General features: G+C 65.6%; 12 protein-coding genes. 3 read left to right on the top strand and 9 right to left on the bottom strand.

What is annotated here, in order from left to right; all coding sequences use genetic code 11:
* Nucleotides 1-152: 152 nt before the first annotated feature.
* Together grxC and C7402_RS02575 are read right to left on the bottom strand one after the other, a co-directional pair.
* Complete coding sequence (gene grxC, locus C7402_RS02580; protein ID WP_112172083.1) at nt 153-413, bottom strand: glutaredoxin 3; 261 nt, start codon at nt 411-413, stop codon at nt 153-155.
* Nucleotides 410-835: a rhodanese-like domain-containing protein gene (locus tag C7402_RS02575; protein WP_112172084.1), complete on the bottom strand. Its 426-nt coding sequence runs from the start codon at nt 833-835 to the stop codon at nt 410-412. Before C7402_RS02575 ends, grxC begins: the two co-directional genes overlap by 4 nt.
* A gap of 233 nt (nt 836-1,068) precedes the next feature.
* Between C7402_RS02575 and gpmA the strand changes: the two genes are divergently transcribed.
* The 3 genes from gpmA (at nt 1,069) to C7402_RS02560 (ending at nt 4,688) form a co-directional block, all read left to right on the top strand.
* Nucleotides 1,069-1,818: a 2,3-diphosphoglycerate-dependent phosphoglycerate mutase gene (gene gpmA, locus C7402_RS02570; protein WP_116609518.1), complete on the top strand. Its 750-nt coding sequence runs from the start codon at nt 1,069-1,071 to the stop codon at nt 1,816-1,818.
* A 362-nt stretch (nt 1,819-2,180) separates the two neighbouring features.
* Nucleotides 2,181-3,755, top strand: a complete 1,575-nt coding sequence (locus C7402_RS02565) for a S41 family peptidase (protein ID WP_116609517.1) — start codon at nt 2,181-2,183, stop codon at nt 3,753-3,755.
* Between the two features lie 171 nt (nt 3,756-3,926).
* The gene (locus C7402_RS02560; RefSeq protein WP_116609516.1) at nt 3,927-4,688 is read left to right on the top strand and encodes a HesA/MoeB/ThiF family protein; all 762 of its coding nucleotides are present in this window, start codon (nt 3,927-3,929) and stop codon (nt 4,686-4,688) included.
* A gap of 78 nt (nt 4,689-4,766) precedes the next feature.
* Here the strand turns inward: C7402_RS02560 and ptsP are convergent, their stop codons facing one another.
* The 7 genes from ptsP to C7402_RS02525 all read right to left on the bottom strand — a co-directional run bounded on the left by ptsP (nt 4,767) and on the right by C7402_RS02525 (nt 12,839).
* A complete protein-coding gene (gene ptsP / locus C7402_RS02555) occupies nt 4,767-6,506 on the bottom strand; it encodes a phosphoenolpyruvate--protein phosphotransferase (protein WP_112172130.1) in 1,740 nt (579 codons plus the stop codon).
* A 252-nt stretch (nt 6,507-6,758) separates the two neighbouring features.
* The gene (locus C7402_RS02550) at nt 6,759-7,028 is read right to left on the bottom strand and encodes an HPr family phosphocarrier protein (protein WP_112172088.1); all 270 of its coding nucleotides are present in this window, start codon (nt 7,026-7,028) and stop codon (nt 6,759-6,761) included.
* Nucleotides 7,029-7,114: 86 nt separating this feature from the next.
* Entirely contained in the window at nt 7,115-7,699 is a 585-nt protein-coding gene (locus C7402_RS02545) for a PTS sugar transporter subunit IIA (RefSeq protein WP_116609515.1), read from the bottom strand.
* Between the two features lie 441 nt (nt 7,700-8,140).
* On the bottom strand, nt 8,141-9,094 hold the full coding sequence (gene gshB, locus C7402_RS02540; protein WP_116609514.1) for a glutathione synthase: 954 nt from the start codon (nt 9,092-9,094) through the stop codon (nt 8,141-8,143).
* A gap of 125 nt (nt 9,095-9,219) precedes the next feature.
* The gene (gene gshA, locus C7402_RS02535; protein WP_112172091.1) at nt 9,220-10,509 is read right to left on the bottom strand and encodes a glutamate--cysteine ligase; all 1,290 of its coding nucleotides are present in this window, start codon (nt 10,507-10,509) and stop codon (nt 9,220-9,222) included.
* Between the two features lie 405 nt (nt 10,510-10,914).
* A complete protein-coding gene (locus C7402_RS02530) occupies nt 10,915-12,411 on the bottom strand; it encodes an ammonium transporter (RefSeq protein WP_112172092.1) in 1,497 nt (498 codons plus the stop codon).
* 89 nt (nt 12,412-12,500) lie between these two features.
* Nucleotides 12,501-12,839: a P-II family nitrogen regulator gene (locus C7402_RS02525; protein ID WP_028209287.1), complete on the bottom strand. Its 339-nt coding sequence runs from the start codon at nt 12,837-12,839 to the stop codon at nt 12,501-12,503.
* Nucleotides 12,840-13,077: the final 238 nt, after the last annotated feature.

Below are 13,077 nucleotides of genomic sequence, written 5' to 3'. Positions count from 1 at the left end.
ATTACGGCAATGAACGGCAACAGGCCCGCGCAAGCCTTGCGGGCTCGCGCGGGCCGAAACCCTGCGGCGCTACGTCACGCTGCGCAGCCCGCCCGCTGACCGAGGCCGTACGGCCGGATCGAACCACGGCTGGGCTGCAAACCAGATTTTCGTCAGGCGGTTTCGAGCAGCGGCATCAAGCCGCCCGCACGATCGAGCGCGGAGAGGTCATCGTAACCGCCCACATGCGTCTCGCCGATGAAAACCTGCGGCACGGTGCGCCGGCCGGTGCGCGTCATCATCTCTTCGCGCCGCGCCGGGTCCCGGTCGATCAGCACCTTCTCGATGTGTTCGACGCCGCGCGACTTTAAAAGACGTTCGGCCATCTGGCAATACGGGCACACCTGGGTGCTGTACATGACGACTTTGCTCACTTCGAAGCTCCTTGTTTCACGACCGGCATCCCGGCCTGCTGCCAGGCGTTCACGCCGCCGTCCAGCACGTGGACCTCGGCAAAACCGGCTTCCTTCACGAGGCGCACGGCCTTGTGCGACTGCTGGCCCGTCTGGCAGACCAGCAATACCGGGTTGCTCTTGTTCTTCACGAGCTGACCGATCTTCGCCGTCAGCTCGCCGAATTCGATCTGGCGCGCCGCGGGCAGATGGCCCTTCGCGAATTCACCTGCGGGACGCACGTCGATCACCACCGCGTTGCGGCGGTTGATCAGCTGCGTCGCCTCGGCGGTCGAAACGCCGCCGCGGCCGCCGCGCTTGAGCGTCGGCCACAGGAGCAACCCTCCTGAGATGAGGACGATCGCGATGAGTACAAGGTTGATGTAATTGGTGAAGAACGTCACGGAGGGTCCGCCGGCAAAAGTGGAAATCGGGTGGAAAAACGGAGAAATCGTGCGAAAACGGATTCGGGCAATCCGCTCATTATAAAATAAGCGTTTGTCGCAGGGTGACCGCCCCCCAGCCCGGGCGTGCGCCCGCCGGACCGTGCCGCCGCCGCGCCGTTGCGTTTTCGCCGCCGCCGCGTCGCTGCTCCCGTCCCCGATTACCGCTTCCTTCACTACCGACCGGCATCCTCATGTACAAACTCGTACTCATCCGCCACGGCGAATCGACGTGGAACAAGGAAAACCGCTTCACCGGCTGGGTGGACGTCGACCTCACCGAGCAGGGCAACCGCGAAGCGCAGCAGGCTGGCCAGCTGCTCAAGGCGTCCGGCTACACGTTCGACATCGCCTACACCTCGGTGCTCAAGCGCGCGATCCGCACGCTCTGGCACGTGCAGGACCAGATGGACCTCATGTACCTGCCCGTGGTCCACTCGTGGCGCCTGAACGAGCGTCACTACGGCGCGCTTTCGGGCCTGAACAAGGCCGAAACGGCTGAAAAGTTCGGCGACGAGCAGGTGCTCGTGTGGCGCCGCAGCTACGACACGCCGCCGCCCGCACTCGAGCCGACCGACTCGCGCACGGCCTACAACGACCCGCGCTACGCCAAGGTGCCGCGCGAGGAACTGCCGCTCACCGAGTGCCTGAAAGACACCGTGGCGCGCGTGATGCCGATCTGGAACGAGTCGATCGCTCCGGCCATCAAGACCGGCAAGAAGGTGGTGATCGCCGCGCACGGCAACTCGATCCGCGCGCTCGTGAAGTACCTCGACGGCATTTCGGACAGCGACATTGTCGGCCTGAACATTCCGAACGGCGTGCCGCTCGTCTATGAGCTGGACGAGAACCTCAAGCCCATCAAGCACTACTACCTGGGCGACGCCGAAGCTATCGCGAAGGCGCAGGCGGCCGTAGCGAACCAGGGCAAGAAGGCGGGCTAAACGCTCCCCGCCGCCCATCCGTGCTCGCCCGGACCGCCCGATCCGGCGCGGGCGAGCACCGGACCCGCCAACCGCGGCAACGTTGGCGCCCCCGCACAGACCGTTGCACATTCCCCTTTATCCGCGCTTCCAGCGCTTCCCGCATTTTCACGCCGCTATCTGGCAGAAATGCCAGCTCCCCGCCAGCGCCGCGCCAGGCTTGGGTTTGCGGCACACGTCTTGCGAACCAGGCGGCGGCTGCACTGTCTTAGTCCCATCGTACGCGCCATATACACAGTCACGGCAGGTGTGCAGTTATACTTGTCCGTCGCTTTTCCATTAGACGCTGCCACGCGCCTTTTCGACCGCACGCAACAATCTCTATGCGAAAGAACCTGAAAAACATCGGCCTGATTGCCGCTGGCCTCGCGACCGGCGTATTTGCCACTCTGCAGATTTCCGCCGAGGCGCAGCAAACCCAGCAGACGGTCATCGAGCCGCTGCCGCTTGACCAGCTACGGCTCTTCGCCGAAGTGTTCGGTCAAATCAAGCATGAGTACGTCACGCCGGTCGACGACAAGAAGCTCCTCACCGCGGCCATCAAGGGCATGGTGTCGAGCCTCGACCCGCACTCGTCGTATCTCGACAAGACCGATTACCAGGAGCTCCAGGAGCAGACCAAGGGTCGCTTCGCGGGCCTCGGCATCGAAATCTCGTCGGAAGACGGCCTGATCAAGGTGATCTCGCCGATCGAAGACACGCCCGCGTACCGCGCCGGCATCCGTCCGGGCGACCTCATCACGCGCATCAACGACAAGCCCGTGCGCGGCATGACGCTCGACCAGGCCGTCAAGCAGATGCGCGGCGACCCCGGCACCAAGGTCACGCTCACGATCTTCCGCAAGACCGACGACCGCACTTTCCCGCTCACCATCACGCGCGCCATCATCAAGGTGCAGAGCGTGAAGTCGAAGATCCTGCAACCGGGCTACGCGTATATCCGCGTCACGAGCTTCCAGGAGCGCACGGTCCCCGACCTCGCGGCCAAGCTCCAGGACATCGCGCGCCAGGAACCGAACCTCAAGGGCATCATCCTCGACCTGCGCAACAACGGCGGCGGCCTGCTGCAAAGCGCCGTGGGCGTGGCGGGCGCGTTCCTGCCGCCGGATTCGGTCGTCGTTTCGACGAACGGCCAGATCCCGGACTCGAAGCAGGTCTACCGCGACACCTACGAGAACTACCGCCTGCCGTCGTTCGACGGCGACCCGCTCAAGGGCGAGGCGGCCGAGTTCAAGACCGTGCCGATGATCGTGCTGACCAACGCCTACTCGGCGTCGGCCTCGGAAATCGTGGCGGGCGCGCTGCAAGACCAGAAGCGCGCGCTCATCGTCGGCAAGACGACGTTCGGCAAGGGCTCGGTGCAGACCGTGCGCCCGATGACGGCCGACACGGCGCTGCGCCTGACCACGGCGTACTACTACACGCCGAGCGGCCGCTCGATCCAGAACAAGGGCATCCGTCCTGACATCGCGGTCGACCAGTACGCCGACGGCGATCCGGACGACGCACTCGTCACGCGTGAAGTGGACTACCAGAACCACCTCGCCAACACGCAGGACCCGGACGAGAAGAAGGAGCAGGAAGTGCGCGAGCAGGAGCGCATGGACATGCTGCGCCAGCTCGAGGAGCAGAACGACAAGAAGACGCCGGAGCAGCGCCAGAAGGATCGCGAGCGCAAGCCGGTCGAGTTCGGTTCCACCGACGACTTCATGCTCCAGCAAGCCCTGAACAAGCTCCAGGGCAAGCCGGTGGCCGAATCGAAGTCGCCGATGGAGCGCCGCCTCGCGCAGCAAAAGCCGCCCACTTCGGCTTCGGCTCCGATCGCCGTGAAGCCGGGCGCGCTCATCATGGCGCCGGGCGCTTCGGCTCCCGCGCCCGCCTCGGCTCCGGCGAAGTAACAGGCAGTACCCGCTTCGCGGCCCGCGCTTGATCGACCAAGGTCGACCAACCTCGACCAACGTGGGCCGCGAAGACGAACCTCCCGCCGCCGGTACAATACGAATTCTGTATTTCCGGCGCGCGTCCCCGGCCTTCGGCCCGTCGCGGCGCCTCGCAACGAGTGCAACGCGATGAACGACGACCAACTCCTCCGCTACTCCCGCCATATCCTCGTCGACGAAATCGGCATCGAGGCGCAGCAGCGCTTTCTCGACGCGCATGCGATCGTCGTGGGCGCGGGCGGCCTGGGCTCGCCCGCCGCGATGTACCTCGCGGCCTCGGGCGTGGGCACGATCACGCTCGTCGACAACGACACGGTCGATCTCACCAATCTCCAGCGGCAGATCATGCACGAGACGGCGTCGGTGGGCCGCGCGAAGGTCGAGTCGGGCCGCGACGCCATCGCGCGCCTGAATCCCGAGGTGAAGGTGAACGCGCTGCAAACGCGCATCGACGATGCGTGGCTCGACGCGCACGTGCCCGGCGCGAGTGTCGTGCTCGACTGCACCGACAACTTCGCCACGCGCCACGCCATCAACCGCGCGTGCGTGAAGCACGGCGTGCCGCTCGTTTCGGGCGCGGCGCTGCGCTTCAACGGGCAGATCAGCACGTTCGACTTTCGCGACGAGGCCTCGCCCTGCTACGCCTGCGTGTTTCCCGAGGATCAGCCGTTCGAGGAAGTGGCGTGCTCAACGATGGGCGTGTTCGCGCCCACGGTGGGCATCATCGGCGCGATGCAGGCCGCCGAGGCGCTGCGCGTGATCGGCGAGATCGGCACACCGCTCGTGGGGCGGCTCATGATGCTCGACTCCCTGCGCATGGAGTGGAACACGATGCGCGTGGCGCGGCAGCCGGACTGCGCGGTGTGCGGCGAGCCGCACCGGCACGCCTGAAGCACGGTTGAGCCAGAACGCAAAAAGCCCCGGACATAGCCGGGGCTTTTTGACTTTGCGCCCGGTGCCCGCGAGCGCTCAGGCCTGCGTCACACGTTGCAGCGCCGCCTGCAACTCTTCAGGCTCATAAGCCGCCAGCACATCGGCCACGGGCTTATCCAGCGACTTGAGCTGCGAGCGCAGGATCTCCTGCTTCACCACGAGCAACTGGCTCGGATGCATCGAGAACTCGGTGAGCCCCATGCCGAGCAGCAAGCGCGTGAACGCCGGGTCGCCCGCCATTTCGCCGCACACCGAAACCGGCACGCCCGCACGCTTCGCCTCGCGCAGCGTATGCGCGATCAGTTGCAGCACGGCCGGATGCAGCGGGTCGTACAGATCGGCCACGGCGTTGTCGGCGCGGTCGATGGCGAGCGTGTACTGGATCAGGTCGTTGGTGCCGATCGAGAGGAAATCCAGACGCCGCAGGAACATCGGCAGCGCGAGCGCCGCGGCCGGAATCTCGATCATCGCACCGACCTGGACGTTCGGGTCGTAGGCGAAACCGGCGTCGTCGAGCTGGCGCTTCGCCTCGCGGATCAGGTCGAGCGTCTGGTCGATCTGCTGCGCGTGCGCGAGCATCGGAATCAGGATCTTGACCGCGCCGAAGGCCGAGGCGCGCAGGATCGCACGCAACTGCGTGAGGAACATCTGCGGCTCGGACAGGCTCCAGCGGATCGCGCGCAGGCCGAGCGCCGGATTCGCGGCGGTTTCGTAGCCGTCGGCGCCGGTCATGGCTTCGAGCGGCTTGTCCGCGCCCACGTCGATCGTGCGGATCGTCACGGGCAGCCCGTTCATGAGCTCGACCGCGCGGCGGTAGGCGGCGAACTGCTCATCCTCCTCCGGCAACTGGTCCTTGTGATTCATGAACAGAAACTCGGTGCGAAAGAGACCCACGCCCGTCGCGCCCGAGTCGAGCGCGGCCTGCGCGTCTTCCGGCAGCTCGATGTTCGCGTAAAGCTGGATCTTCGCGCCGCACAGCGTTTGCGTGGGCGAGAACTTCAGGCGTTGCAGCTTGCGCCGTTCGAGCGCCATCTCGCTTTGCCGGTAGGTGTACTCCTCCAGCACGATGGGCGCGGGATCAACGATCACGATGCCATGGTCGCCATCGACGATGATGAGATCGTCCTGACGGATCAGCGCGCTCGCCTGCTGCACGCCCACGGCCGCCGGAATGCCGAGACTGCGCGCGACAATGGCCGTGTGCGAGGTGCGGCCGCCCAGATCGGTCACGAAGCCCTGGAAGGTTTGGCCCTTGAACTGCAACATGTCGGCGGGCGCGATGTCGTGCGCGACGACGATCATCTCGTCGCAGCCGCCGTGCAGCGTAGCGGGCATCGCGCCCGCGAGCGACTTCAGCACGCGCTCCACGACCTGCTCGATATCGGCCTTGCGCTCGCGCAGGTACTCGTCCTCCACGTCGTCGAAGTGACGCGAGAGGCGTTCGAGCTGTTCGGTAAGCGCCCACTCCACATTGAAGCGGCGCGTGCGGATGAGGTCGATAGTCTCCTGCACGAGCATCACGTCGTTCAGGATCATGAGGTGGACGCCGATGAACGCGCCCATTTCAGAGGGAGCGTCAGCGGCGAGGTCGGCGCGCAGCGCGTCGAGTTCCTGCTCGACGGCCTTGAGCGCCGCGCGAAAACGCACGATTTCGTCCTCGATCTGCGCGGGCTCGATGAGGTAATGGTCGACGTCGAGTGCAGCCGGGGCGATCAGATACGCTCGCCCGATGGCAATACCGCGTGATACGGGAATTCCATGCAGCGTGAACGGCACGCGCACCTCCTCTGGTTATTTGATGCTGCGGCAAACCGCTGCAATGCGCTCTCTCAGACCCCGGCGATGATTATAAATTCCGCGGCGGCCGAATGTGGCGATGTGCGCCTGCAAAGGACTCGCTGCGTCCTCGTGCAGCAGCCTGCGGCGCCGCCCGGAAGCATCGTCAAGCATCCTCACGAAGGCGCCGCACAAAAGAAAACGCCGCGGCTAAGCGCGGCGTTCCGGACTGACGCGAGAACTACGCGCGTCTTACTGACCTTCACCGAACTTGTCGGCGATCAGCTTGAGCAGCGCGCTCATGGCGTCGGCCTCGTCCGGGCCTTCGGTTTCGATCACCACGGTGCTGCCGATGCCCGCCGCCAGCATCATGACCCCCATGATGCTCTTGGCGTTGATGCGGCGGCCATTGCGGCTCATCCAGATTTCCGCCTGGTAGTTGCCTGCAAGCTGCGTCAGCTTCGCCGACGCCCGCGCGTGCAGGCCGAGTTTGTTCACGATGGTCGTTTCTTGTTGCAGCATAGGTCGATCCGGACGCAGTGTGTGGAAGTGTGGCTATGTTCTTGCGGTGAGTCTGGTGGCCTGGCTCGCCGTGGTGCGCCCCGCGCTCAGGTGCCCGCCGGCCTTAGCAGGCCCGCCTGGGCGCAATCCGCGCCAACCGTGCCGCGCGTCGCGCTCGTTGCGCTCTCGCTTGCAGCCTGGCTCGCAACCGGGTTCGCAGCCTGACTCGCCACCTGGCTTGCGGCGTCGGCCACGGCCTCGGCGCACGGGGTAGGCGCGCAGCCGCACTCGGCGGGAGGCGGCGTGCAGGGCCCGATGGTCTGGACGCCCTTGCTCGCCCCGGCCAGCGCCTTTTCGACAAGCGTGTCGAGCGGCGTGGCGCGGTAGCACACCGCGCGCACGAGCATCGGCAGGTTCACGCCCGCCAGCACGCGCACCTCGGGCACGGTGGCGAGACGCGCCGCGATGTTCGAGGGCGTCGCGCCGAACATGTCGGTCAACACGAGCGCGCCGTTTTCCTCGCGCAGTCGCTCGATCTCCGAATTCGCCTTGGCGACCACTTCCGCAGGGTCGCTGTCGGGCAACACGTCGAGCGCGCCGATGCGCGCCGGGCAACCGCCATAGATATGCGCGATGCACTCGCGTAGCGCGGTGGCGAGCGGTGCGTGCGCAATGATCAGAATTCCTGCCATGTCAGCGTGACTGCAATAAACGGCTCTGGTTGACTCGCCGGATACGCATCCGGCAGCGCCGAACCCGCGGCCAGCCGTGGGCTCGCAGGGTCGGAACACGCACCGCGCGGCAGCCGGAACGTCTTGTATGACGCCGGCTTGCCAGCCCGGAACGCAGGCTCGCGGCATTGTAGCAGGGTCATTTTCGCGCACGCGAGGCGGTTCTGCTCACAGCGGCGACAGATGTCGCGCGCCGTTCACAGACCTGCGCCGCCTGCGTGACCTTTCGTGGTCCGAAAAGGCCAGAAGCCGCCCGAAGCGGCCCGACCACGCAAGGTCCTGGTGGAGCGCCTGCCCTGCAAAACGCCCACATCCGTCAGATGCCGCCATACAGCGGGCTTTCAAGCCCGCACGCCAGGTGCGGCCCTCGAAACGCGGCCGCGACGCCGATCACAGCCCAGTTCAGGCAGCCGCGCACTCCAGCGCGTCGATGAACATCGCGGCCACGTCGAAGCCGGTCTGTTCCATGATTTCGCGGAAACACGTCGGGCTCGTGACATTGACCTCGGTGAGCCAGTCGCCGATGGCATCCAGCCCCACGAGCAGCAGGCCGCGTGCCGCGAGCGTCGGCCCGAGCGCTTTGGCGATCTCGATGTCGCGCGCGGTGAGCGGCCGGGCCACGCCCAACCCGCCCGCAGCCAGGTTGCCACGCACTTCGTTGCCCTGAGGAATGCGCGCGAGCGAGTACGGCACCGGCTCGCCGCCGATCAGCAGAATGCGCTTGTCGCCGTCCTTGATCTCGGGGATGAACTTCTGCGCCATCACGCTGCGCGCGCCGTCATGGCTCAGCATCTCGATGATCGAGCCGAGGTTCATGCCGTCCGCCTTCACGCGGAAAACGCCCATGCCGCCCATGCCGTCGAGCGGCTTCAAGATCACGTCCTGGTGCTCTTCGTGGAACTTGCGCAGGCGCGCGGCGCTGCGCGTGACGAGCGTGGGTGCGACGAAGTCCGGAAACTCGCCGATGGCAAGCTTTTCCGAATGGTCGCGAATCGACTGCGGCTTGTTGAAGATCTTCGCGCCCGCTCGCTCGGCGATCTCCAGCAGCCACGTGGACGTGACGTACTCCATGTCGAACGGCGGATCCTTGCGCATGATCACGGCGTCGAAGCCGGTGAGCGCGCGCGAATCCGGCGCGTCCTTGAACCACGTTTCGCGATGCAGGTCCGCCGTATCGCCGACGATCTCGAAGCGCCGCACGTCGGCTTCAACCTGGCCATTGATCCATGCGAGGTGCTGCGGCTCGCACGCAAAGAGCGTGTGGCCGCGCTTCGCGGCCTCGGCCATCATCGCGTAGGTCGAGTCCTTGTAGATCTTGAACCGCTCGAGCGGATCGGCGATGAAGAGAATATCCATATCGTCCCTGTCGTTTCCCTGCGTGGCACCGGGTGTGATGCCGGGTGTCATGACGGCAACGCCCGCACGGTGGCGGGCGCTGCGTTGTATTGTCCGAAGAATGGCGAACGAGCCGTTCGCGCGGTTCAGACCTGAATCGCCTCGGGATCGGTCTTCTCCAGCTCGACCGACGCCGCGAGCAAACCGAGCCGCGCGACCACGCCGTACATGTAGAAGCGGTTCGGCGGCGCGGCACCCGCTTTCGCGCGCGTGTCGGGCAGCGCCGTGTGCTCGAAGCCGAGCGGCACGAAATGCATGCCCGGCGCGTTCAGGTTCTGGTCGCGCTCGCGGCTGCCGTGCGCGCGGTAGAAGCCGCCCACCACGTAGCGGTCGATCATGTACACGACCGGCTCGGCCACTTCGTCGCCGATGTGCTCGAACGTGTACACGCCTTCCTGCACGATCACGTCGCGCACTTCGAGTCCGTCCTTCGTGGCCGACATCTTCGCACGTTCGCGCTTCGTGAGTGCGGCGACCTCGGAGGCGTCGTGCACCGTCATCACGCCGCGGCCGTCCGTACCGGCATCGGACTTGATGACGACATAAGGCTTTTCGGTGATGCCGTACTCGCGGTACTTCTTCGCGATCTTCTTGAGCACGGCGTCGATGGCGGTGGCCAGTTGCTCCTCGCCCGTGCGCGCCTCGAAGTCCACGCCTTCCACGTGTGAGAAGTACGGGTTGATCATCCACGGGTCCACGCCCACCATCTTGGCGAACTTCTTCGCCACGTCGTCATAGCAGGAGAAGTGCGTGGACTTGCGGCGCACCGCCCAGCCCGCGTGCAACGGCGGCAACACGTACTGCTCGTGCAGGTTTTCGAGCACGGGCGGAATGCCGCCCGACAGATCGTTGTTCAGCAGGATCGAGCACGGGTCGAAGTTCTTCAGACCCAAACGGCGCTGCGAACGCTCGAGCGGTTCGAGCACGATTTTCTGGCCGTCCGCGAGCGAGATCGTGACCGGCCCGGCGATGGTTTCGTCCAGCGTGCCGAAGCGCACGTTCAGGCCCGCCTGGCGCATGATCGTGGCGAGCCGCGCCACGTTCTCCAGATAGAACGCGTTGCGCGTGTGCATCTCGGGAATCACGAGCAGGTTCTTGGCGTCGGGGCAGATCTTCTCGATCGCGGCCATCGCCGCCTGCACGGCGAGCGGCAGCACTTCCTGCGGCAGACAGTGGAAGGCGCCGGGAAAAAGATTGGTGTCGACCGGCGCGAGCTTGAAGCCCGCGTTGCGCAGGTCCACCGAAGCGTAGAACGGCGGCGTGTGCTCCTGCCATTCGAGGCGGAACCAGCGCTCGATGGCCGGCGTCGCGTCGAGAATGCGCTGCTCCAGTTCGAGGAGCGGGCCATTCAACGCCGTAACCAGATGCGGGACCATAAGGGGTGACTCGCGGACGTAATGCTGAGATTGTAGGGAAACCGGCCCTTTATCTGGGGACGATTGCGCCAGTTGCAAGATGGCTTTGCGCTCACGGATCCCCTTGGGCAAAGCGGGGTTCATCGCCTTGATCACGTTAAGCGATTCGACCCGGCCTCACCCGGCCCGCACGGAAAACTCACGCCGGATATCCATTCTGGACCGCGCACCCGGCTGGACGCAATTGGGCACACGGTTTGAAGGGGCACTATGCGAACGCACGGGCGCATGCGTTATTCCCGCCGCGCCTCTTTTTGCCTTCCGGCGGCGCCAAGAAAAAGGGCCCGCCAAAAAGGCGGGCCCAGGTCGCTGCTGCTTGCTGCCTTGCTACATCAACACTGCATCAAACCTTGAGGCACGAGACGCTTATTCCACACGCTCGCCATGCAGGATCACGTCCAGACCTTCGCGCTCTTCTTCTTCCGTGACGCGCAGGCCCATCACCATGTCGATCACCTTCAGCAGGATGAAGCTGACCACGCCGCTGTAGATGAGGGTCGTGGCCACGCCCTTGATCTGAAGGATCACGCTGCCGTCGGCGCCGCCGATGTCCTTGACCGCGAACACGCCGGTCAGGATGGCGCCGATGATGCCGCCGATGCCGTGCACGCCGAACGCGTCGAGCGAATCGTCGTAGCCGAACTTGTGCTTGAGCCACGTGGCCGACCAGAAGCAGACCACGCCCGCCACCACGCCGATCACGATCGCGCCCAGCACGCCGACGAAGCCCGACGCCGGCGTCACGGCCACGAGACCGGCCACGGCGCCCGAAGCGATGCCGAGCACCGAAGGCTTGCCCTTGGCGATCCACTCCGCGAACATCCAGCCAAGCGCCGCGCAGGCGGTGGCGATTTGCGTGGTGAGCATTGCGAAGCCGGCACGGCCGTCAGCGGCGACTGCCGAACCCGCGTTGAAGCCGAACCAGCCCACCCACAGCATGGCCGCGCCGATCAGCGTGAGCACGAGGTTGTGCGGAGCCATGACTTCGCGGCCATAACCCACACGCTTGCCGAGCACGATACAGCACACGAGGCCCGCGATACCGGCGTTGATGTGCACGACCGTGCCGCCCGCGAAGTCGAGGATGCCGGCGCTGGCGAGCCAGCCGGTCGGTTCCCACACCATGTGCGCGATCGGCGAGTAGACGATGATCGACCACAGCGTCATGAACACGAGCATCGACGAGAACTTCATGCGGTCGGCAAACGCACCGGTGATGAGCGCGGGCGTGATGATCGCGAACGTCATTTGATAGACGAAGTACACGCTCTCGGGGATGGTCGGCGCGAGGTGGCTCACGGTGAGCGTCGTCGCCTTGTCGCCCTTGATGTAGTTCATGCCTTCAAGGAACACGCGCGAGAAGCCGCCCATGAACGAGCCGCCCGGCGTGAACGCGATCGAGTAGCCCACCACCGTCCAGATGATCGTGACGAGGCAGGTGATCGCGAAGCTTTGCATGAGCGTGGCGAGCACGTTCTTCTTGCGGACCATGCCGCCGTAGAAGAGCGCGAGACCCGGGATCGTCATGAACAGCACGAGCGCGGTGGAAGTCAGCATCCAGGCGGTGTCGCCCGAGTTGATCTTCGAAGAATCGACCGAGAACGGCGCGGTCGGCGCGGCGGGCGCCGCTGCTGCGGCGGCTGCCGACGCATCGGCCGGCGCGCTTGCGGCGGCGGCCGGAGCCGAAGCGGCGTCGGCGGCGGGTGCGGACGCCGGTGCGGCCGCGGAAGCGTCAGGTGCCGAAGCGGCGGTAGCCGGCGCGGAGGCCGCGGCCGGAGCGGAGGCGTCGTCCGCCAGCGCGGCGCCGACGCCGCCGGCCAGCAGCGAGCCGGCCATCAGCAAGGACATCAAAAGTTTGCGCATCTCGGTTTCCTCTTTCCTCTTGTCTCTCTGTGTGTCGACCAGAGCCGGCGCTGCGGCCTTGACTCTGGTCCCATGACCGCGGGTCGCCCTTACAGCGCGTCGGCGCCCGTCTCGCCCGTACGGATGCGGATCACCTGTTCGATCGGCGTCACGAAAATCTTGCCATCGCCGATCTTGCCGGTGCGAGCCGCGCGCTCGAGCGCCTCGATGGCTTGCTCGACGATGTCGTCGGCCACGGCGGCCTCGATCTTCACCTTCGGCAGAAAGTCGACGACGTATTCCGCGCCGCGGTACAGCTCGGTGTGCCCCTTCTGGCGCCCGAAGCCCTTCACCTCCGTCACCGTGATCCCCGAAACGCCGATCGCCGAGAGGGCTTCGCGCGCCTCATCGAGCTTGAACGGCTTGATGATTGCTGTAATCAGTTTCATGTAGTCCTCGCTGTGGTTGCTTCATGTCTTGTTTGCTTCTGCTACGGGCGCCTTGCGTGCGGTGCCTGTGCTCGCCTCCGCTTCGCCGGCGCACCGCGAGTCATCTGTCGTTCGGTGCGCGGGGCAGTAGTAGCAACACCCGTGCCAATTTGCTGCACCCCACGTCAAACCCTGTGTGACGGACTTCGATGCAAGCTCGGCCAAAGCCGGGGACAATGCCGGTCCGCGCCTTGAGGGG

Origin of the sequence: Paraburkholderia unamae (genome assembly GCF_003096875.1) — a bacterium.
GTDB lineage: Bacteria > Pseudomonadota > Gammaproteobacteria > Burkholderiales > Burkholderiaceae > Paraburkholderia > Paraburkholderia unamae.
Note: the sequence above shows the minus strand (reverse complement) of the source record. Positions and strands in the feature narration are given on the sequence as shown.